We start from the raw sequence: 22,370 nt of genomic DNA on the forward strand, positions 1-22,370 counted from the left end.
TACCGCAGGATATGAACTGCGATCGCACCGCTCTATTTCTATGAAGCTGATTCTCCACATTGGCACAGAGAAGACGGGAAGTTCTTCACTGCAACTCACGCTTGCACACCAACGAGACCGCCTCGCCGACCAAGGTGTATGGTACTCGCGAGTGCTAGGTGAATACGCTCATCGCAAGCTGTCGCTCTATGGGAGGGACCCGCTGAATGTGATGACGGACAGCCGACTTGCCGCATTCGGTGTCCAGAATTCGCAGCAGTACGCGGCGCTTTGCGCGTCGATTGAAAGCGATCTGCAGAGCGACTTCGAAGCGGCACTCTCCCGCAACTGCCGATACTTTATCGTCAGTTGTGAGTATTTCAGCAGCTTGTATCGCAATACAAACGAAACGGCTCGACTTGCCGGCATGCTCTATCGGTACTTTGACGAAATCGAGATCATTTGCTTTATTCGACCTCAGATCGACGTATTGATTTCCCGAGTATCAACACTCGCCTGCGACGGGATCGAAATCAACGAATCGATGATCCACGATCTCGCTGAAGACGAGCAGTATTTTAATTTTGACCTTCTGCTTGATAGATGGGCACATAGTTTCGGCCACGATTCTATCAACCCGATTCCTTATAAACGGAATCGCGATACCCTCGCTTATCTAACGAACAAAATCGGAATTCGGATTGAAGAGATTGGACTCGAACGTATCAACCAGTCTATTGACGTCGAATCGATTGCACTGCTGAATGCAGCTCGCTTATCGGGTAGCACACTCGAATCGGTTGCGACTTATCTCAAGGATTTCGGTGCAACAAACAAGCTCAATTTGTCGCGCCAAGGTCAACAGAGACTGCAATTAAAATTCGAAGAAAGCAACTCGGCACTTTGCTCGAAATGGCCGATGATTGCGCCAGCGGATCTACAACCAAGCGATGTAGCGGACGATGAGGGCGGAAATCTCCATTTGCTCACTGCAGCAGATCGGTTCGCACCGCAACTTCGCTACGTGCTCGAACGCTTTCAGACCGAAGTGGCTTCACGTGCTCGCCGGCACACCTTCGTCCGCGCGTGCGACTTCACGCTAGCCATTCCGGAGGGACACTTTGCAACCCGCTATCTTCAGGAAGGGGGGCTTTTTCGACCGCGATTTATTCCCGTGTTCGAGAAATTGCTGCATAACGGTCACGTGGTCATCGACGTCGGCGCCAACATCGGTTTCTTCAGTTTGCTCGCGGCCCAACGCGTTGGGCCGAGCGGGAAAGTCATCGCCTTTGACCCGAGTGCCAAGGCGATCTCCGCACTGTTGCACGCATCAGCCATCAACAATCTGTCCAATATCGAGGTGCACAACGTCGCGTTGTACGAGCGATTTGATACGCTGGCGATCGTCCACAACCTAGTATCGACCAACTGTGTCGTAAAGCCAGTCAGCGCGATACCAAGTCATTTGATTGACTACTCACAACTCGATCTTGTTTCTGCAATACAAGCTGACGTTGCGCTCTGCGATCTCACGCGCTGCGATCTCGTGAAGGTCGCCGTAGGCGGCAACGAACTTCCCGTCATGCGTGGTGCGCAAAGATTACTCGATCGATTTAAACCAGTCGTCTTGTCGGAGTACTCCCCCGCTTATCAAGCTGACGTTTCGGGCACTGCACCCGATGCCTACTGGCAAGTGTTCGCCGAACTCGGTTACCGCTGCCGTGTTATCGGGGTTGACGGCCAATACGAAACCATGGCGGATTTATCGCAATTGCTCGAACGTTACGAAGCGGAAGAACGAACATGTGGAGGCGTGACTCACCTTGAGCTCTGCTTCGACCATCCGGCTTCGTCATTGCGGCTCTTCGAATAAACGTTAGTATGTGTACGACGCTTAAAGATCCGCTTCCGTTGTCGTCGCCTCGAGTTCCGCAGCTTCCCATTGACGTCCGACGGCAATGAGTTTTGTACTAAGCTGGGAACTAATTGACTGAATCCAGTGCTTATCGAAGCGATGCACATGTACAAAATGCCGGAACAAGCCGATCGTCCACGATCCGTGGCGTTCAGCACTGGCCAAAAGCAGCGACCGAGCGTAGTGTTGAGACCCGTTTCGAATATCCTTGCGCAACTGGCGCACCGAAATTGGCACATCCTCGATTAGATCGCGAATCAACGTACTCAGTCGACGACATTCGAATAGTGCAGTTGCACTGGGGTGCCCAGAGAAAGGCAATGCAATATCGTCGTGATTCGGGAAAACGAATTTCAGGTACTCTACATGGCGTCGATCAGACGCCATCCTCGAATCATAAATGAAATACGCGTGCTGCCTGACAGGCTCACGCCATCTATGGGAGTAGCCCATGCGGCTACGCACGTCATGCCATCGATCCTCGAATGACGTATCTGCCGGCCTTGGTGAGTATTGCGGACTAATTGCAATAACTTTATCCACACCGAGTGCTTGAGAAAAATACAACGCAGCGTACGCACCCATACTCGAACCATACGAAATACGTCGACTATATCTTTTGAGCAAGGCGCGACAGTAATGCTCGATCATACCGGTGGTGATGTCCTGATACCAAATATTGCGCTTCGGTTTAAAGCACAGTACGTCCAGCCCCAGGGATGAGAAATAATCCTCCCCAAATCCCGACCTCTCGAAGCCCACATAATCAAATGGCTGAAACGTAATAATAATGGTATCCGAACCAACTGACGTTAATTCAGCAATCGTCTCCTCATTATCAAAAATCACTCGTTTGCAACGCTGACTATTAGCTTCCGTAGACACGAGCTTCGTCACGCTAATCCGGTCAATAGCCACCATCGAGTGTGCGTCAACATGTGTGCGAATTTCGAGATCTTGACAAGGCGCGTCGAGAGTGAAAATCAGGTTCCGAACCAACCTTCGGCCTGACGTGTTCGCTTCGATTTGAGCCACCACGTGCTTTCCAAGATCGACAGTCACTTCGACAAGACATATGCCGCCATCGGCGATCGTACCCTCGCCGTCAATATCGACACGATATCGTCCCTTGTCCAAGGTCAAATACGGTCCGTAGGTCAACCAACCTGCGGCACCTGACGAGACGAGCCGATCGCCTTTGAAGGCGCCCACGACGGACTTGATCTCCTGCTTAGCCGCCAGTAATGAGCAAATTGTCTCGGCAGCCGATGCCGGCGCCGTAGTGGTTGCGATCCGGTTCGACTCATCCGATCGATTACCACCGAACAACTTTGCTGCTCGCCTCAAAAACATCATTGATATCTTGCCTCTATCGAAATATTTCGAAACGACCGTGTGCTCGGGTCGATATGAACATCAAGGCATTATGCGGTTATACATTGCCTGCAGGCGATCGGTATAAGTCGCTGAATCGAACATTTGAGCACGTGCGACTCCACGTACCGCAAGCTGAGCTCGCAACTCAGCGTCCTGTTCGAGTTGACGCAAGCCATGAGCAATCGAGTTCACGTCGTACGGATCGACAATTACGCTAGCATCTCCAGCGATTTCCGGCAGCGAACCGCCCGTCGAACATAGCGTAGGGGTACCAAGCTGCATTGCCTCGAGGATTGGTAGGCCAAATCCCTCGTATAGCGACGGGAACACCACAGCCTTGGCCGCGCGAATAAGGCTGATCAGGAATGAGCGCGGCGTGTAGTCGAACACATGAATTCGGCGCCTCAGGTCGGGCCGCTGCTTCAGCATCGCGTTAATGAGCTTCATTTCCTCGTCCGCCTTCCATGCGAGCGAACCGACAATGACCAACTGCGTGTTCAATCGCGCAGAGAGAAATGCCTCGACCAGGCGCCCAACATTCTTCTTCGGCTCAATTGCACCGAAGAACAAAAAATAACTCCGAGGCTCCAGTCCAAAAATTCCCTCGACCTCAAGCTCCGCATCATACAGGCTCTTGCCAGCGGCCACGTCACTTGTGTCAACCGCCTGATAGGTATTGCTGACGTGTTGCGGCGACGTACCGAACAATTCAATAATATCCATCTTGGAACGCTCCGATACCGTACAGATGTGAGCGCTCGTTTCGAGACAAGATTTGATCAATCGATAGTAATAGCGCTTATTGTCGAGAGTGGTATACGGCAATCGCAGCGGTACGAGGTCGTGAATTGTGTAGACGTTAGGTACACCCTCTATACGAATAGGAAGTGGGTAGGTCCAATGCATCACGTCCGGCTTTTGTGGAAGACGAATCGTGAGGAACTTTCCATAACGCCGGAAATGTGCACGCGCGACAGAAAAGAGATCTGTCACATTCCAGATATCGGACTCTCTCGGTAACCGCTCCGCAAAACGGGCAGTTTCCACCTTCCCCGAGACTGGTATGGGGCTGGCCTCGTAGCCGAACGGAGCCGACAGTGTCGACTTTACGTAAGACACGGCAGTCTGGAGCAGCTTGCGATTCGGTGTCGTTCCGCCAAGATAGTCGAAGAATGAAATCTCGCGCAGCAACGGAAGCAGCTTCGGCGAAATGGGGGCGCCATACAGTGTCTGGGTACGCCCCCCCATCTGACTCACGTGATTCGCGAGATTGCGCGCATAGGTGGCAACGCCCGTTCCGCGTTGAAGCGCAAGATTGTGTCCGTCGATAGCAACCACTTTATTCATTGAAACGGGTCACAACATAGATTTCTTGATCAGATGGCCAGCGCATGAGCCGCTCGACCGCACAATAGTGACGGCCGACATCCAGTGCGATGGACGTATACAACTATTTGAAATTCTGGACGCCGGTCACGACCGGATAGGCGACCGAAAACACAAGATTCAGCACCTTTTGAATTTCAGTAACAGGTGCGTTCGAAACATAGAGCAGGTCCTTATTATCCATCATGAAACTCTGGGCGACGAAAAAGGCATTTGGATCGCGCAAATTCACTCGATAAATAACTGGAACCTTGCCGTCGACCGTAGTTCGGACAGGTGAATTGGGCCATGTAATCGCATTCTGATCTTCCAGTCGGAAAATAAACACGCCCTGTGCATCCGAACGCGAATCCTCCAATCCGCCGGCCCTTGCCAACGCTTGCGCCAGTGTGATCCCCTGCGCTTCGAAGTTAATTTCTTGGTTCTTGCCGGTAGCCCCAAGCGCCGTAAAGCTGTATGGCTGATATAACGCCGTCACGACATCGCCGGCTCGCAACACGACATTTTGGCGAGGATCCCGGATGATCGCTTCCAGTGGCTGCGAAACGACTGTGTTACCCCGCGTAACCTGTATCGTCACTTTATTGATCGACTCGCGCACGCCGCCTGCGGTCGCCAGCGCGTCAAGTAGGCGCTCACCACGCGCGGTCAGTTGCATCCTGTTGCTGGCGGCGACATCGCCGACGATGGTCACATACGACGTCACATTCTTGGACAACTTGACAAGAACTTGCGGGTTGTGAGCCATGCCGCGCAGCCGTGCGGCGATACGCTCCTGCAATTGCGAAGACGTACTACCGGCGGCCTTGACCGCGCCGATAAAGGGCACATTTATATTGCCATCACCGTCGATCATTTGATCCGGCAGGACCGTAACACGCGCGCCATTCACGCCGCTAGCCGACTCAAGCTGCTGGCCCGCACCAAACAAAGCCGCGGGCGGCGCCTCCCAAATCGACACGGAAATGGTATCGCCAGTCCCGAGTTGCTGCTGGAATTCCGACCCTCCACCAAGCGTCGAAAAAAAGTCAGTTTGCTTGCGATCTGCATACAGCTGGCGTGCGACTTCATCCGTAACATCGACGATCTGAATGCCGGAAGCGTTATTCCGGGCCTGCCCTGCACCATCGATCTGAGCTCTACTTGGGCCCGACGTCGGAATTGCAGAACAGCCTGCAAGCCATACGACGCCACAGCAGAGCAATCGCCCACCGATACCTCGAAACAAATGCAGCATTTTTGACACACGTGATTGAGTTCGACGCAAATTGTCTCACGTAGTCCATTAGAATGAAGCGTAGAAGCAAAAAAACCACGCTCGAAGTGCGAACGCGTCTCGATTGACTAGCACACAAATGTAACAGCAGTGTTGAATATCTTCCTTGACGTCTCCCGCCTGATGACGCGGTTGTACGATGGCCTGCACCCCACCGGGGTCGATCGCGTAGGACTTGCTTACATCCAGCGATACGGGACAAACGCGCGTGCGGTGCTAAGTGAGCGAGGCTTCTGTTCCATCTTGTCCGCCGTGGACACCCGCGCGACCTTCGACCTACTCCTTTCTTCAAGAATCGACCGCTGGGCAATACGCAAGATTGTGGCGCGAGCATGCGTGCAGAGCGTCTCGAGACAGGCAACGAACGGCGGTATATTGCTACATACCAGTCACAATGGGATGGAGCATGGCCGTTACTATGACGCTCTGGCGCGTCGAAATATTCGCCCAGTCTTCTTGATTCATGATTTGATTCCTGTCACTCACGCCGAATTTTGTCGCCCTGGCGTCGATGCATTACATCGTCATAGAATCGATACTGCGCTGCGACGTGCTGCTGGACTGATCGCGAACTCCAATGCCACCTTGGAGAGTCTTTTAACAGAGGCAGTAAAAGCGGGTATAACAAGACCTCCACCAACTGTCGTTGCGCGCCTCGCGCCGGGCACTGTCGAGTGCCCGTCATCTCCTGCCCCCATCGATGAGCCGTATTTCGTTATGTTGGGCACGATCGAACCTCGCAAGAACCACTGGCTCATTCTTCATGTCTGGCGACGCCTTGTTGAACAGATGGGTAACGACGCGCCCAAGCTTGTCATTATCGGTCGGCGTGGCTGGGAGTGCGAAAACGTTATAGATATGCTTGAACGCTGCGAGCCGTTGCGTCGAGTGGTCATCGAAGAATCGGATTGCAGCGATATACAACTCAGCGCGTGGCTGCAGCACGCACGCGCCTTGTTGTTCCCTTCTTTCGTCGAAGGTTACGGCATGCCGCTTGTGGAAGCGTTGGGCCTTGGTGTACCGGTAATCGCGAGTGACCTGCCGGTGTTCCACGAAATTGCGTCGGATTTCCCCACGTATCTTGACCCGCTCGATGGACCCGCCTGGTATGCAAATATCCGGGCCTATATGGAACATGACAGCCCCGAGCGTCGCCATCGGATTCAAAAAATTGCCCGCTTCCGCACGCCGACATGGAGCGAACATTTCGAGCAAGTTGATAGCTTTCTCGATTCGTTACGTTAAATGATGCCCCCATCACACTCCTACTCCACGTCGATGGCCGACCGCGAATTTGATGCGCGTTCGATAGTTCGCGGCAGACGACTAATCGGATGGATGACCGGTAGGTCACCGCTGATGTGGGTAGACACGTTGCTGGGTCGCATAGCGGCTCGTTCGGCACTCGCCGTCGGAGCCGCCGTGCAGGCGACCTATCCGGGGCCGATACTCGGACACCGCAAGCAACATGCACCTCCGCTTTCGTGGTTCGCGTGTCCTGATGATTGCCTCTCCCGTGGCGGACTCGTTGCCGCACTGGAGTCGCAACTTTTGCGTTCCTCCGATGCCATGTCACAAGAGCATATAGAGGATGCAATCGCCCGCGTTCTCGCAACGGATGCTCTCCATATCCGTCATCGCGACACGCCATTGCCGAAACAATGGCACGACCTATGCGCCACCTCACGAGTCGTTTTGCTGGACGAGCGCGCAACTACGCACATTGACTACTGTACGCCGCGTGCCTCTCGAAGAGCGGCATTCATTGAAATGGTGGCCAATGCAAGCCGCTCGCATCCTGATGCGCAATTCTGGCTACTGAGGTCGTCAGACTCCGGCCACGGCACGTGGCTGTCAAGCCAGACGACACTGCCTCCGGATACGACCTTACTTGAAGTCGACCACTCACTATACGAAATGCTCGGTCGAATAGATGTGGTGTATGTCGTCGGAGCCTCGGAAGGAATGGCCGCTCTGTTGGCAGGCATTCCAACTCACGTCTTTGGAACCCCTTACTATGCGGGATGGGGTCTCACTCAAGACTATGCAGCGATGCCCGAACGTACAGCGCGCCCCACGCTCAATATGTTCTTCAACGTAGTGTTTCAACAACTTGCTCGTTATCTCGATTCGACTACCGGTCAGCCTGGTTCGCTCGATGCGGCACTGGATAGTGTCGCCCTGCAGCACTCGGTCGCCAGTCGCTTCGTTGACTTGAAGGCGATCGCTGCATTGCGCTTTCAGTGGTGGAAACGCTCATATGTCGCTCCTTACCTGCTTGCTGGCGGCTCCAACTTGCGTTGGGTTGGAAAAACCGGGGACATTAGCTCTGACGAGACCGCAGCCGTTTGGGGTGGCCGCACCGCAGACGGCTTGCCCGCCGGCACGCGCGTGGTTCGTATAGAAGACGGGTTTCTGCATTCGGCGGGTCTCGGTTCGGACATGTCAGCGCCGTATAGTCAGGTAGTCGATTTTCAAGGAATCTACTTCGACGCCACCCGTCCAAGCGACTTAACCGCGATACTCAATACCGCGCAGTTTGACGAGCGGGAACTTGAACGCGCAGCAGCGTTGCGTCACGCTATCGTGCGATTCGGGCTGACCAAATACAATCTTGGCAGGCGCGCGCCTGCATGGCGCGCCCCGTCTGGACGACGCATTGCATTGGTTGCCGGCCAGGTTGCGGATGACGCTTCAATCAGGCTGGGAACCGGAAGTATCGCAACGACCGAGGCTTTGCTTAAGGAAGTGCGCTCACGCTATCCCGACACGTTCATCGTGTATAAGCCGCACCCTGACGTGATGTCCGGAAATAGGCCCGGTGTCATCGATGGAGCGAAACTCGCTGACATCGTCGACGACCGATCAGACCTCGTATCGCTCATCAACGCAGTAGACGAAGTCCATACGTTGTCTTCATTGACGGGCTTCGAAGCACTGTTGCGCCGTAAAAAAGTCTACACCTACGGACTGCCGTTCTATGCCGGCTGGGGACTAACCCACGACGCGCTACCCCAGCCCTGGAGAACTCGAACGCTAACGCTCGACATGCTGACAGCCGGTGTATTGCTCCGGTATCCAATCTATTGGGACTGGGATCTTGCACTATTCACCAGCCCCGAGGCGGTCGTTCTGCGGTTATCGCGGATGGCCAATCGCCCTCTTGGCGAAATCCGCAAGGACCGCAAACGCCTGTTCGTCAAAGCAGCACGATGGAGCCGCAATGTGCTTTGGCATGCGCTATGGCACTGCCACCACCACCCGAACAATTCCCGATCGAGGTGGCGCAGGCAGACATAAAGGGCTTCCTGCAATATTGCATTTCACCCTTTCCTCTATGTCGGTCGAAAACTGATATCAGAGGTATTTCAACTCGAGGCATCCTATGATTTATCCGGTCATCCTATGCGGTGGTAGCGGCACTCGGCTCTGGCCGATGTCACGCGGCGGCTATCCCAAACAGTACCTGAAACTCACGGGTGACAATACGCTCGTGCAGCAAACGGCGCTACGTCTGCGCAACATACCGGACGCTATTAACCCGATCGTCGTCACGAACAATGAGCAACGTTTCTTGGTCGCCGAACAACTTCGACAGATCGGCGTCGTACCATCCTCGATCGTGCTGGAGCCAATCGCTCGCAACACTGCACCAGCGATAGCAATCGCCGCTCTGCTGGCACAACAGAGCAATCCTGATGCATTGCTGCTGGTGCTGCCGTCCGACCATGTCATCCAGAATGAAGCTGCGTTTGTAGCGACAGCCGCAGAATCGGCATCGATTGCCAAACAGGGACATCTCGTCACCTTCGGCATCAAACCGGCCGAACCACATACCGGGTATGGTTATATTCGTCGCGGCGTGCCCGTCGCCGACGGCATTGCGGCATTTCTGGTCGACGCATTCGTCGAAAAACCCGACGCTCCGACGGCCGAACGCTTCCTCAGCGACGGCAATTACTACTGGAACAGCGGCATGTTCATGCTGAAGGCGTCCACGTACATGGAGGAGCTGCATCGCCATGCACCGGAAATCGCCCGTCAGGCCGAACTCGCGTTCGAATCCGCCAAGCGCGACAACGACTTCCTCCGTCTCGACGCCGAAGCGTTCGCGGCCTGCCCGAATGTCTCGATCGACTACGCGGTGATGGAGAAGACCGAGCGCGCCGCCGTCGTCGCGGCGGCCGACCTCGGCTGGAACGACATCGGCTCGTGGAGCGCACTCGCGGAAATCGCGGAAGCCGACGACCAAGGCAATGCACTCATCGGTGACGTCTTCACCGATTCGGTAAAGAACTCGTACATCCGCGCGGAACACCGGATGGTCGCCGCCCTCGGCCTCGACAACATCGTGATCGTGGAAACGGCCGACGCCGTCCTCGTCGCGCATCGCGACAAGGCGCAGGACGTCAAGAAAATCGTCGAATGGCTGAACGAGTCGGGCCGCCACGAATCGGTCACCCACCGCCGCGTCGTCCGCCCGTGGGGCTCGTACGAAGGCATCGACCAGGGCGACCGCTTCCAGGTCAAGCGCATCATCGTGAACCCCGGCGCACAGCTCAGCCTGCAGATGCACCACCATCGCGCCGAGCACTGGATCGTCGTGAAGGGCACGGCGATGGTCACGAACGGCGACAAGGAAATCATGCTGACCGAGAACCAGTCGACCTACATCCCGCTCGGCGCAACTCACCGGCTGACGAACCCCGGCAAGATTCCGCTTGAGCTGATCGAAGTCCAGTCGGGCGCGTATCTCGGCGAGGACGACATCGTCCGCTTCGAGGACACCTACGGCCGCGCAGCGCGGTAAGCAACTCGACACCCGGCGCACGACAGGCCGCGCCACGAACGGGCAGCACGCACCCGCGTCCTGCCCGTTTTTCATTACGTCAACCAATGTCAGCCCGGTTGCCCACCCCTCACGGCTCGGGTTATAAAAGCGCCACTCATTCCGGTGCATGCGCCGCCTTTTTACCCTTGACTTCGGAGAACGCATGATCGATCTCGCCACCGCCCAGCAATTCCTGATGACCCGCGGCCTCGACTTCGGCCTGAACCTCCTCGCCGCGATCGTCCTGTGGTTCGTCGGCCGCTGGGCGATCCGCATCGGTACCCGCCTGCTCGGCAAGGTCGTCCGCCGCAGCGGCAAGGTCGACCCGACGCTCACCGACTACCTGACCTCCGTCGTCGGCGTGCTGCTGACGATCCTGCTGATCCTCGCGATCCTGCAGCTCTTCGGCGTACAGACCACGTCGTTCGCCGCGTTGCTCGCCGGCCTCGGTCTCGCGATCGGCACGGCCTGGGGCGGCCTGCTCGCGCATTTCGCCGCCGGCGTGTTCATGCAGGTGCTGCGCCCGTTCAAGATCGGCGACGTGATCAGCGCGGGCGGCGTCACCGGCACCGTGAAGGAGCTCGGCCTGTTCGGCACGACGATCATCACCGCCGACAACATCGTGACGATCGTCGGCAACAACAAGATCTTCTCGGACAACATCGCGAACTACAGCGCGACGCCGCACCGCCGCGTCGACCTGACCGCGAAGATCGCGAACAGCGTCGACGCGGCCGATGCGATCAACCGTCTGAAGACGCAGATCCAGTTGATTCCGAACGTGCTGAAAGTGCCGGCGCCGGACGTCGGCGTGCTGCAGTTCACGCCGGAAGGTCCGCTGCTGTTCGTGCGCCCGTCGACTCAGCCGGAGAACTACTGGCAGGTGTACTGCGACACCAACCGCGTGATCCTCGAGACGTTCCGCGACGCCGGCTATCCGACGCCCGAAACGCCGATCTCGCATCGCAACACGTAACGCAAGCAGCCGAACCGCACGAACGAAAAAAAGCGTGGCTCTCGCCACGCTTTTGACTGCTCCAGAAAAGAAGCAACGCGCTCAGCGCCCGCCCGCCTTCGGCGCCCCATCCGAGCGCCGCCCGCGCACGAGCTTCCACACCGCGCCGAGCGCGACCGGCACGATCGCCGCGCCGATCCCGACCAGCACGATCACGTTCAGATACTGGCGGATGAACGGGATGTTGCCGAAGAAATAGCCGAGCAGCACGAGCAGCAGCACCCACACCAGCGCGCCGATCACGTTGAACAACTGGAAGCGCGCGACGCTCATCGACGACGCGCCCGCGACGAACGGCGCGAACGTGCGCACGACCGGAATGAAGCGGGCGAGCACGATCGTCTTGCCGCCGTGCTTGTCGTAGAACGAATGGGTCTTCTGCAGCGCGGCGCGATCGAGGAACCGCTCGAGCACCGGAATATGCGTATTGAACACCTTCGGGCCGATCCAGCGGCCGATCAAGTAGTTCACGGTGTTGCCGGAAATCGCCGCGACGAGCAGCAGCACGATCAGCAAGCCGACGTTCATTTCGCCCGTCGCCGCGAACGCGCCGCCGATGAACAGCAGCGAATCGCCGGGCAGGAACGGGAACACGACGAGCCCCGTCTCGCAGAACACGATCAGAAACAGGACGAGATAGACCCACGCGCCGTACTGCCGGATGAAATCGCCGAGGAAAGCGTCGATATGCAGGACAAGGTTGACGAAATGAAGCAGCGTATCCAAATGCGATTCCTCGAAGGCGGTAGGGCCGGAACGGCCGGAACAGGCCAGAGATGGCCGAGGCGCCCGCCAGCCAAGGCGGCGCGTGCAACCCAGCGATGATACCGAAACTACCTTAAGGCTCCGTGAAAAAACGTAACGGCCGGCCGCCCCGGCACGCGTTCGCCGCCTCGCTATAATTCGGCCATGTCCGATATCACCGAAACGGCCGCGGGCGCCGCGCCCGCCCCCGCCGCGCGCCCGCTGCGCGCGATCCAGCCCCTGCCCGACCAGCTGATCAGCCAGATCGCCGCCGGCGAGGTAGTCGAACGCCCGGCGTCGGTCGTCAAGGAACTGCTCGAGAACGCGATGGACGCCGGCGCGACGACGCTGCGCATCGTGCTGGAAGAAGGCGGCGTCAAGCGCATCTCGATCACCGACGACGGCTGCGGGATTCCGCCCGACGAACTGGCGCTCGCGCTGATGCGCCACGCGACCAGCAAGATCCGCTCGCTCGAGGAGCTCGAGGCGGTCGCGACGCTGGGCTTTCGCGGCGAAGCGCTCGCGTCGATCGCGTCGGTGGCCGAGATGTCGATCACGAGCCGGACGGCCGATGCCGCGCACGCGACGAAGATCGATGCGCAGACGGGCGTGCTGTCGCCCGCCGCCGGCTCGATCGGCACGACGATCGAGGTGCGCGAGCTGTACTTCAACACGCCCGCGCGGCGCAAGTTCCTGAAGAGCGAGCAGACGGAATTCGGCCACTGCCTGGAAATGATCCGCCGCGCGGCGCTCGCACGGCCGGACGTCGCGATCTCGGTGCTGCACAACGGCAAGGCCGTCGAGCACTGGAATGCGACCGAGCCCGCGCAGCGCGTCGCGAAGATTCTCGGCGAAAGCTTCGCGACGGCGCACCTGCCGCTCGACGAGCAGGCGGGCCCGCTCGCCGTCTACGGCTGCGCCGGCCTGCCGACCGCGAGCCGCGGTCGCGCCGACCAGCAGTATTTCTTCGTGAACGGCCGCTTCGTGCGTGACAAGCTGCTGACGCACGCGGTGCGGGCGGCCTACGAGGACGTGCTGCACGGCGACCGCTACCCGTCGTACGTGCTGTTCCTCGACCTGCCGCCCGAAGCCGTCGACGTGAACGTGCATCCGTCGAAGATCGAAGTGCGGTTCCGCGATTCGCGCTCGATCCACCAGTACGTGTTCCACGCGGTGCAGCGTGCGCTTGCTCGCCATGCGGGCGCATCGCCGGAAACCACCGCGGGCGGCCATGCCGCGCATATCGAACCCGCGCCGCGCGGGCCGGCATCGTTCGTCGATACGCCGCTCGGCCAGGGCGCGAGCGCCGCGACCGGCGGCAGCGGCGGCAGCGGTTTCTCGGCGCCGTCGTCTTCGTCGTCGGCGGGCAACACGTGGATGCGCCAGGCGCGGATGACGCAGGGCACGCTGCCCGTCGCGCAACCGCTCGCGCTCTACGATGCGCTGTTCGGCCGCAAGGACAGCGGTGCCGGCACGCCGGACGGCACGACGCTCGTGGCGCGCGATGCCGCCGACGCCCCGGCCGCGCCGCTGCCGGGCTTCGCCGCGTCGCCGCTCGCCGCCGTCACGCACGACGAGCAGCCGCTCGGCTTCGCGCTCGGCCAGATCCACGGGATCTACGTACTCGCGCAGAACGCGTACGGTCTCGTGATCGTCGATATGCACGCGGCGCACGAGCGGATCCTGTACGAGCAGTTCAAGAACGCGCTCGCGGATCGCTCGGTCGCCGTGCAGTCGCTGCTGCTGCCGATCTCGATGACGGCCACGCCGGTCGAGATCGGCACGGTCGAGGAAGAGCGCGACACGCTCGAATCGCTCGGCTTCGACCTCGCGGTGCTGTCGCCGACGACGCTCGCGATCCGCGCGGTGCCGGCGCTGCTGAAGGATGCGGACCTGCAGTCGCTCGCGCGCGCGGTGCTCGCCGACCTGCACGCGTTCGGCGGCTCGCGCGTGCTCACCGAGCGCCAGCACGAACTGCTCGGCACGCTCGCGTGCCATCACGCGGTGCGCGCGAACCGGCGCCTGACGCTCGACGAGATGAACGCGCTGCTGCGCCAGATGGAGGCGACCGAGCGCGCGGACCAGTGCAATCACGGCCGGCCGACCTGGTATCAGCTCACGCTGAACGATCTCGACCGTCTCTTCATGCGCGGGCAATGAGCGCTTCCTCGCAGTCCAGCCCGACGACGATCGCCTGCCTGCTCGGCCCCACCGCTTCCGGCAAGACGGCCGCGGCGCTGGCGCTCGCCGCGCGCCGTCCGATCGAGATCGTCAGCGTCGATTCGGCGCTCGTCTACCGCGACATGGATATCGGCACCGCGAAGCCGTCGCGCGACGAGCGCGCGAGCGTGCCGCATCACCTGATCGACATCATCGACCCGGCCGACGCGTATTCGGCCGCGGAATTCCGCGCGGACACGCTGCGCCTGATCGGCGAGATCGTCGCGCGCGGCCGCACGCCGTTGCTCGCGGGCGGCACGATGCTGTACTACAAGGCGCTGACGCAAGGGCTCAACGACCTGCCGGGCGCCGACGCGGAGATCCGCGCCGCACTCGATGCCGACGCCGCGCGCGACGGCTGGCCCGCGCTGCACGCACGGCTCGCGCAGGTCGACCCCGACACGGCCGCGCGGCTCGCGCCGAACGATTCGCAGCGGATCCAGCGTGCGCTGGAAATCTTCATGCTGAGCGGGCAGCCGATGTCGGTGCTGCTCGCCGCGCCGCGCCGCACGGACGATGCGGCCGCCGCATACCGCTTCGTGCCGGTCGCGCTCGAGCCGTCGGATCGCGCGGTGCTGCACGCACGGATCGCGCAGCGCTTCGACGCGATGCTCGACGCGGGCTTCATCGACGAAGTCGAACGGCTGCGGCGCCGCGCCGATCTCCATCCCGACCTGCCGTCGATGCGCTGCGTCGGCTACCGGCAGGCGTGGGAATTCCTCGACGGCGTCACCGACTACCGGACGATGCGCGACAAGGGCATCTTCGCGACACGCCAGCTGTGCAAGCGCCAGATCACATGGCTGCGCGCGATGCCGGAGCGGATCGTGGTCGACTGCATCGCGCCGGATTCGACGGCCCGCGCGCTAGACGCACTCGAACGCGTCCTCGACGGCCGCTCGCCGGACTGACGCGGTCAGCCCGCCCGCCGCGCCGCCAGGCGCGCGCGGGCGCCGTCGACGATCCACGCGATGCCGCGCTCGAACGCTTCGTCGCCGCTGCGCGCCCGCAGCGCGGCCCAGCCTTGCGCGAGCCGCGGGTACTCGGCCGCGTCCGGCAGCGGCGCATCGGCGTCGCCGTCCGGCGCCGCCTGCTCTTCCAGCACCCATCCGACCACGAAGCGGCCGATCGCAACCATCACGTCGACCGCTTCGTCCGGCGTGAACCCCGCGTCGCCGAGCAGCGCGACCTTGCGTTCGATCGAGCTGAAATGCAGGGCGCGCGGCTGCGTGCCGGCATGCAGGCGTGCGCCGTCGCGATAGGCCAGCAGCGCTCGGCGAAAACTGCGCGCATTCTCCGCGAGCCATGCATCCCAGACCTCGCCTGGCCGTGGCAGCGACGCGCCGTGACGCTCGAGCATGATCGCCTCGGCCATTGCGTCGAGCAGCTCGGCCTTGTTCCTGAAATGCCAGTACAGCGTCGGCGATTGCACGCCAAGGCGCTCGGCAAGCCGTCGCGTCGACAGTCCGTCGATCCCCACCTCATTCAGCAATTCGAGCGCCGCGCGCAATACCGTGTCGCGCGTCAGCCGCGCCCCCGTGTCCTTCATCTCTATCACCGATAGGGAAACTGTGGAATACTCTGCACTCTATCATCGATAGAGTGATCCTCTTGAACCCGTCCCTGATTGCCATCCTGGCCACGGTCCTGCTCGACGCGATCGGCGTCGGGATCGTGATGCCGATCCTCCCCGGGCTGCTGCGCTCGCTCGCCGGCGCGGGCAGCACCGACACCCACTACGGAATCCTGCTCGCGCTGTACGCGTTCGCGCAGTTCCTGTGTGCGCCGCTGCTCGGCACGCTGAGCGACCGTTTCGGCCGCCGCCCGGTGCTGCTCGCGTCGCTCGCGGGCGCCGCGCTCGATTATCTGCTGATGGCGCTCGCGCCGACGCTCGCGTGGCTTTACGTCGGGCGGCTGATCGCGGGCATCACCGGCGCGAACGTCGCGGTCGCGACCGCGTACGTGACCGACGTGACGGCCGAACCGGATCGCGCCCGGCGCTTCGGCCAGCTCGGCGCGATGATGGGCATCGGCTTCATCGCCGGCCCGCTGATCGGCGGGCTGCTCGGCGTGCTGCACCTGCGTGCGCCGTTCGTCGCGGCCGCGTTGCTCAATGCGCTGAACCTCGTGCTCGTGTGGCGCGCGCTGCCGGAATCGCGGCCGGCCCGGGAAGGCCGGGAAGCCCGGACGGTCGGCGCGCTGAACCCGTTCGCGAGCCTGCGCCGGCTGAGCGGCGCGCCCGCGCTCGCGCCGCTGGTCGGCATCTACGTGATCGTGGCGCTCGTGTCGCAGGCGCCCGCGACACTGTGGATTCTGTACGGCCAGGAACATTTCGGCTGGTCGACGCCGGTCGCCGGCCTGTCGCTCGCCGGTTACGGCGCGTGCCACGCGCTCGCGCAGGCGTTCGCGATCGGGCCGTTGATCGCGCGGCTCGGCGAGCGGCGCGCGCTTGCACTGGGCCTGGCAGGCGACGCGCTCGGGCTGGCGGTCATCGCGTGCGCCACCGCCGCCTGGGTGCCGTTTGCGCTGCTGCCGCTGTTCGCGGCCGGCGGCATGACGCTGCCGGCGTTGCAGGCGATGCTCGCTCGGCAGGTCGACGACGCGCGCCAGGGCGAACTGCAGGGCACGCTGGCGAGCGTGGCGAGCCTGATCGGCGTCGCGGGGCCGCTGGTCGTTACCGCGACCTACGCGGCGACGCGCGCGACCTGGCCGGGGCTCGTGTGGGCTGCAGCCGCGCTGCTGTACCTGCTCGTGCCGCCGTTGCTGGCCGGCGCGCGGCCGGCGAACGCACCGCGGGCGTCCGCGTAAGCGTGAACGTGGGCGTGCGCCGTCGCGCTCAGCCCGCGAGCGTGACGAGATTCGCGTCGCGCACGAGCTGCCAGCGGCCGTCGGCCTTGCGGAAGATCGTCAGCGTGTGGCCCGAGCGGCGGATCGTCTCGCCGCCCGGCGGCGTCGCGTCGATCTCGATGAAATTGCGCATGTATGCCCAATCGCCGATCACGCGCAGCTCGTCGATCCGGTAGCGGCCGTCGATCTTCGGCGGGGGGGCCGCGCCGGCGTTCGCGTCGCGCGACGCGGCCGCGAACGCCGCCTTGTCGAACGGCGGCTTGCCGGCCACCATGAAGATCGCGTCGTCGGCGATCAGGTCGAGCACGGTCGCCAGATCGCCGCGCCGGCTCGACACGAACCAGGTTTCCACGAGCTCGCGGATCGCGCGTTCGTCTTCGGTCATCGTCGCTCCTCCTTCATCGGCGCGCGTCCGTACGCACGCGGCGCCCGAAAAAAAAGCCGCCCGGAGCGATGCCGGGCGGCTTTCCATACTGCATTCTGCTGCTGCCGTGCGTCAGACCACGACCGTCTGCGCCTCGCCTTCGCGGGTCGCACGCACGGTGCCGATCTTCCACACCTGTTCGCCGGCGGCGGTCAGGTCGGCGATCGCTGCGTCGGCATCGGCCGCCGAGACGATCACGGCCATGCCGATCCCGCAGTTGAACACGCGGTGCATTTCCGCGTCGGCGACGCCGCCGTGCTCCTGCAGCCACTTGAACAGCGGCGGCAACGGCCATGCGTGCTGGTCGAGCTCGGCGGTGAGGCCTTCGCGCAGCACGCGCGGGATGTTCTCGACGAGACCGCCGCCCGTGATGTGCGCCATGCCCTTCACCGTCAGCTTCTGCATCAGCGCGAGCAGCGGCTTCACGTAGATGCGCGTCGGGGCCATCAGCGCGTCGGCCAGCGAGCGGCCGTGGAAATCCGCCGACAGATCGGGATTCGCGCGCTCGATGATCTTGCGCACGAGCGAGAAGCCGTTCGAGTGGATGCCGCTCGATGCGAGGCCGAGCACCACGTCGCCTTCGGCGATCGTGCTGCCGTCGATGATCTTGCTCTTCTCGACCGCGCCGACCGCGAAGCCGGCCAGGTCGTATTCGCCGTCCGGGTACATGCCCGGCATTTCGGCGGTTTCGCCGCCGATCAGCGCGCAGCCCGACAGTTCGCAGCCCTGCGCGATGCCCTTGACGACGGTCGCGGCCGTGTCGACGTCGAGCTTGCCGCACGCGAAGTAGTCGAGGAAGAACAGCGGCTCGGCGCCCTGCACGAGGATGTCGTTGACGCTCATCGCGACGAGATCCTGGCCGACGGTGTCGTGTTTGTTCAGATGAAAGGCCAGCTTGAGCTTGGTGCCCACGCCGTCGGTGCCCGACACGAGCACGGGCTCCTTGTACTTCTTCGGCACTTCGAACAGCGCGCCGAACCCGCCGATGCCGCCGAGCACGCCGTCGCGCAAGGTTTTCTTCGCAAAAGGCTTGATCTTGTCGATGAGCGCGTCGCCTGCGTCGATGTCGACGCCTGCGTCGCGGTAGGACAGACCCTGAGCGTCGGGAGCGGATTTCGGAGGATTCATGGGGGAATGCGAGAAGGTCGGTAAAATGCGATTTTACCCGAAGCCGGCCGGTTGGCCGGAATTCCCAGCACCGAATCGTCAGGGATCGCATCTTGGTCAACACGTCCCCGTTTTCATCGCCGGGCGAAGCGCGCCGAAACCCGCGCCGCGCCGTGCGTACGGTCGCGCGTGAAGCCAGCCGGGGCGCCTTCCCTCGCGCGTGCCCGGCGTACGGCACGCGTTTTTTCAACCGACCCGCATTGTGACTGCTGTGTCCCGTCAACTGACGCTCGATCTCGGCACGCCGCCGCCCGCCACGTTCGACAACTTCATCATGAGCGACGAGAACGACGAGCTCGTCACGCGCCTGCAGAAGCTCGATCTCGCGCTCGCGGCCGGCCCCGTGCCGGACCGGTCGTTCTATATCTGGGGCGAACCGGGCAGCGGCCGCACCCACCTGCTGCAGGCGCTCGTGAGCGATGCGTCGTACGGCTATGCGCGCTACCTGACGCCGCAGAGCCCGCTCGGCGCGTTCACGTTCGACCCGCGCATCGGCATTTACGCGATCGACGACTGCGACCGGATGAGCGACACGCAGCAGGTCGCGCTGTTCAACCTGTTCAACGAAGTGCGCGCGCACCCGTCGAGCGCGTTCGTCGCGGCGGGCCCGGCGGCGCCGCTCGCGCTCGACGTGCGCGAGGACCTGCGCACGCGGCTCGGCTGGGGGCTCGTGTTCCACCTGTCGCCGCCGTCCGACGCCGGCAAGATCGCCGTGCTCAAGCTCGCGGCGAAGGAGCGCGGGATCGCGCTCACCGACGACATCGCCGCGTACCTGCTCACCCATTTCCGCCGCGACATGCCGAGCCTGATGGCATTGCTCGACGCGCTCGACCGCTTCTCGCTCGAGCAGAAACGCGCGGTCACGCTGCCGCTGCTGCGCCGGATGCTCGCGCGTCCCGGCGACGACATCGCTCCACCGGGCACGGGCCCGAACCGCTTCGAGTAAAATGCGCTTCCATGACTAATCTGGCACTCTTTGACCTCGATCACACGCTGATCCCGACCGATAGCGACCACGAATGGGGTCGCTTCATGGTGAAGCTCGGCATCGTCGACGCGGAAAGCTTCTCGCGTCAGAACGATCAGTTCTTCGCCGACTACAAGGCCGGCAAGCTCGACATCCACGCGTACCTGTGCGCGATGCTCACGCCGCTCGCGAAGTATTCGCGCGCGCAGCTGGCCGAATGGCACGAGCAGTACATGCACGAGGTGATCCGCCCCGCGATGACGCCCGCCGCGCTCGAACTCGTGCGCAAGCACATCGACGCCGGCGATCTGTGCTGCGTCGTGACGGCCACCAACGAATTCATCACGCGCCCGATCGCGACCGCGTTCGGCGTCGACACGCTGATCGCGTGCGAGGTCGAAACGACCGACGGGCATCCCGATTCGCCGTACACGGGCCGGCCGACCGGCACGCCGAGCTATCGCGAAGGCAAGATCGTGCGCACCGAAGCGTGGCTCGCATCGCTCGGCAAGCACTGGGACGACTTCGAACACAGCTATTTCTACAGCGACTCGCACAACGACATTCCGTTGCTCGAGAAAGTCACCGACCCGATCGCGACCAACCCCGACGACACGCTGCGTGCGCACGCAAGCAACCGCGGCTGGCGCATCCTGGATCTCTTCTGAACGTCGTGATCAAAAAATTCATTCGCAAGCTGCTCGGGCAGGACGAAACCGAGCAAACGCCTCCCGCCGCGGCCCCGGCCGACGAAACGGCCCCTGCTGCCCCGCGCGCGCCGAAGGGCGCCCGCGGCGGCGCGAAGCAATCGCGCAGCAACCATGCGCCGACCGTCGTGCCGGCCAGCGTGCACGGCATCAACCCGGCGCTGATCTCGAGAAACGCGGTGCGCGTGACCGACACGCTGCAGCAGGCGGGCTTTCGCGCGTTCATCGTCGGCGGCGCGGTGCGCGACCTGCTGCTCGGCATCGCACCGAAGGACTTCGACGTCGCGACCGACGCGACGCCCACCGAGGTGCAGCGCCTGTTCCGCCGCGCACGCCTGATCGGCCGCCGCTTCCAGATCGTCCACGTGCAGTTCGGCCAGGAGCTGATCGAGGTATCGACGTTCCGCGCGCTGGTCGACGCGCCGCCCGAGGCGGCCGCGGCCGAGCCGCCGAAGCGCCTGAAGCGCGACGAACTCGATCGCCGCACGCACGCGGTCGATGCGAGCGGCCGCGTGCTGCGCGACAACGTGTGGGGCGAGCAGCACGAGGACGCCGCGCGCCGCGACTTCACGATCAACGCGATGTACTACGACCCGTCGACGCAGACGGTGCTCGACTATCACGACGGGATGGCCGACGTACGCGCGCGCCTGTTGCGGATGATCGGCGATCCGGCCACCCGCTTCCGCGAGGATCCGGTGCGGATGCTGCGCGTCGTGCGCTTCGCAGCGAAGCTCGATTTCGAGATCGAACCGCATACGCGCGAGCCGATCCACGCGCTCGCCGACCTGATCAACAACGTGCCGGCCGCGCGCCTGTTCGACGAAATGCTGAAGCTGCTGCTGTCGGGGCACGCGCTCGCGTGCCTGCAGCGGCTGCGCAAGGAAGGCCTGCATCACGGGCTGCTGCCGCTGCTCGACGTCGTGCTCGAACAGCCGCAGGGCGAGAAGTTCATCACGCTCGCGCTGAACAACACCGACGCGCGCGTGCGCGCCGGCAAGCCGGTGTCGCCGGGTTTCCTGTTCGCGACGCTGCTGTGGCACGACATGCGCCAGCGCTTCGAGCAGTACACGGCCGCGGGCGAAATCCCGGTGCCGGCGCTCCATCGCGCGATGGACGACGTGCTCGACATGCAGACCGAGAAACTCGCGATCCACAAGCGTTACTCGGCCGACATGCGCGAGATCTGGGGCCTGCAGTTGCGCCTCGAGAAGCGCTCGGGCCGCAGCGCGATGCGGCTGCTGGAACACCAAAGGTTTAGAGCGGGGTATGATTTCCTCCTGTTACGCTGCGAATCCGGCGAGCTCGACGCGGAAGTCGGACAGTGGTGGACGGATTTCATCGAAGGCGACGCGGCCGCTCGCGAGGCATTGCTCACGCAGGGCGGCTCGAAGGAAAAATCGCCCCGCAAGCGGCGCCGCCGCGGCGGTGCGCGAAACCGCAATCCGGGTGAAGGCGCCGCCGCGCAGGCGCCGGATACCGCGGGCGATACCGCGAGCGGTTCCGACGACTGAC

The 22,370-nt window shown here is 62.1% G+C and carries 18 protein-coding genes; 11 read left to right on the forward strand and 7 right to left on the reverse strand.

Annotated features, from left to right (window positions below):
- Positions 1-40 precede the first annotated feature (40 nt).
- Complete coding sequence (locus WS95_RS14975; protein WP_257139786.1) at positions 41-1,852, forward strand: FkbM family methyltransferase; 1,812 nt, start codon at positions 41-43, stop codon at positions 1,850-1,852.
- Positions 1,853-1,873: 21 nt separating this feature from the next.
- Here WS95_RS14975 and WS95_RS34830 read toward each other — a convergent pair whose 3' ends face one another.
- The 3 genes from WS95_RS34830 to WS95_RS14985 form a co-directional block, all read right to left on the reverse strand.
- On the reverse strand, positions 1,874-3,250 hold the full coding sequence (locus WS95_RS34830; protein WP_156444480.1) for a hypothetical protein: 1,377 nt from the start codon (positions 3,248-3,250) through the stop codon (positions 1,874-1,876).
- Between the two features lie 60 nt (positions 3,251-3,310).
- Complete coding sequence (locus tag WS95_RS14980; RefSeq protein WP_059824464.1) at positions 3,311-4,618, reverse strand: glycosyltransferase family 4 protein; 1,308 nt, start codon at positions 4,616-4,618, stop codon at positions 3,311-3,313.
- 103 nt (positions 4,619-4,721) lie between these two features.
- Positions 4,722-5,894, reverse strand: coding sequence for a polysaccharide biosynthesis/export family protein (locus tag WS95_RS14985; protein ID WP_059824466.1), 1,173 nt, complete (start codon positions 5,892-5,894; stop codon positions 4,722-4,724).
- Positions 5,895-6,056: 162 nt separating this feature from the next.
- Here WS95_RS14985 and WS95_RS33415 point away from each other — a divergent pair, with 162 nt between their 5' ends.
- The 4 genes from WS95_RS33415 (at position 6,057) to WS95_RS15000 (ending at position 11,740) form a co-directional block, all read left to right on the forward strand.
- A complete protein-coding gene (locus WS95_RS33415) occupies positions 6,057-7,178 on the forward strand; it encodes a glycosyltransferase family 4 protein (RefSeq protein ID WP_082746929.1) in 1,122 nt (373 codons plus the stop codon).
- Complete coding sequence (locus tag WS95_RS33420) at positions 7,179-9,233, forward strand: capsular polysaccharide export protein, LipB/KpsS family (RefSeq protein WP_082746923.1); 2,055 nt, start codon at positions 7,179-7,181, stop codon at positions 9,231-9,233. It abuts the gene before it with no gap.
- An 85-nt stretch (positions 9,234-9,318) separates the two neighbouring features.
- Positions 9,319-10,743 carry a mannose-1-phosphate guanylyltransferase/mannose-6-phosphate isomerase gene (locus tag WS95_RS14995; RefSeq protein WP_059824469.1) on the forward strand — a complete coding sequence of 475 codons (1,425 nt, stop codon included), beginning with the start codon at positions 9,319-9,321 and terminating at the stop codon, positions 10,741-10,743.
- Between the two features lie 184 nt (positions 10,744-10,927).
- On the forward strand, positions 10,928-11,740 hold the full coding sequence (locus WS95_RS15000) for a mechanosensitive ion channel family protein (RefSeq protein WP_059824472.1): 813 nt from the start codon (positions 10,928-10,930) through the stop codon (positions 11,738-11,740).
- Positions 11,741-11,821: 81 nt separating this feature from the next.
- Here WS95_RS15000 and WS95_RS15005 read toward each other — a convergent pair whose 3' ends face one another.
- Positions 11,822-12,505: a DedA family protein gene (locus WS95_RS15005; protein ID WP_034206490.1), complete on the reverse strand. Its 684-nt coding sequence runs from the start codon at positions 12,503-12,505 to the stop codon at positions 11,822-11,824.
- A gap of 183 nt (positions 12,506-12,688) precedes the next feature.
- Here WS95_RS15005 and mutL point away from each other — a divergent pair, with 183 nt between their 5' ends.
- Together mutL and miaA are read left to right on the forward strand one after the other, a co-directional pair.
- On the forward strand, positions 12,689-14,683 hold the full coding sequence (gene mutL / locus WS95_RS15010) for a DNA mismatch repair endonuclease MutL (RefSeq protein ID WP_059824474.1): 1,995 nt from the start codon (positions 12,689-12,691) through the stop codon (positions 14,681-14,683).
- Positions 14,680-15,654: a tRNA (adenosine(37)-N6)-dimethylallyltransferase MiaA gene (gene miaA, locus WS95_RS15015; protein ID WP_059824476.1), complete on the forward strand. Its 975-nt coding sequence runs from the start codon at positions 14,680-14,682 to the stop codon at positions 15,652-15,654. Before mutL ends, miaA begins: the two co-directional genes overlap by 4 nt.
- A gap of 5 nt (positions 15,655-15,659) precedes the next feature.
- Here the strand turns inward: miaA and tetR are convergent, their stop codons facing one another.
- The gene (gene tetR, locus WS95_RS15020) at positions 15,660-16,292 is read right to left on the reverse strand and encodes a tetracycline resistance transcriptional repressor TetR (protein WP_059824478.1); all 633 of its coding nucleotides are present in this window, start codon (positions 16,290-16,292) and stop codon (positions 15,660-15,662) included.
- A 62-nt stretch (positions 16,293-16,354) separates the two neighbouring features.
- Between tetR and tet the strand changes: the two genes are divergently transcribed.
- Positions 16,355-17,551 (forward strand): Tet(A)/Tet(B)/Tet(C) family tetracycline efflux MFS transporter, encoded by a 1,197-nt coding sequence (gene tet / locus WS95_RS15025; RefSeq protein ID WP_063890167.1) that lies wholly within the window; start codon positions 16,355-16,357, stop codon positions 17,549-17,551.
- Between the two features lie 28 nt (positions 17,552-17,579).
- Here tet and WS95_RS15030 read toward each other — a convergent pair whose 3' ends face one another.
- Together WS95_RS15030 and purM are read right to left on the reverse strand one after the other, a co-directional pair.
- Positions 17,580-17,975 carry a YybH family protein gene (locus tag WS95_RS15030; protein ID WP_059779272.1) on the reverse strand — a complete coding sequence of 132 codons (396 nt, stop codon included), beginning with the start codon at positions 17,973-17,975 and terminating at the stop codon, positions 17,580-17,582.
- A gap of 111 nt (positions 17,976-18,086) precedes the next feature.
- Positions 18,087-19,142 (reverse strand): phosphoribosylformylglycinamidine cyclo-ligase, encoded by a 1,056-nt coding sequence (gene purM, locus WS95_RS15035; RefSeq protein WP_027783630.1) that lies wholly within the window; start codon positions 19,140-19,142, stop codon positions 18,087-18,089.
- 250 nt (positions 19,143-19,392) lie between these two features.
- Here purM and hda point away from each other — a divergent pair, with 250 nt between their 5' ends.
- The 3 genes from hda to pcnB are packed head-to-tail and all read left to right on the forward strand — an operon-like array spanning position 19,393 to position 22,369.
- On the forward strand, positions 19,393-20,127 hold the full coding sequence (gene hda / locus WS95_RS15040; RefSeq protein ID WP_034206485.1) for a DnaA regulatory inactivator Hda: 735 nt from the start codon (positions 19,393-19,395) through the stop codon (positions 20,125-20,127).
- An 11-nt stretch (positions 20,128-20,138) separates the two neighbouring features.
- Positions 20,139-20,816, forward strand: a complete 678-nt coding sequence (locus WS95_RS15045; protein WP_059824480.1) for an HAD family hydrolase — start codon at positions 20,139-20,141, stop codon at positions 20,814-20,816.
- A 5-nt stretch (positions 20,817-20,821) separates the two neighbouring features.
- Positions 20,822-22,369, forward strand: a complete 1,548-nt coding sequence (gene pcnB / locus WS95_RS15050) for a polynucleotide adenylyltransferase PcnB (protein WP_059824482.1) — start codon at positions 20,822-20,824, stop codon at positions 22,367-22,369.
- Position 22,370: the final 1 nt, after the last annotated feature.

Source organism: Burkholderia sp. MSMB1826, assembly GCF_001526325.1.
GTDB lineage: Bacteria > Pseudomonadota > Gammaproteobacteria > Burkholderiales > Burkholderiaceae > Burkholderia.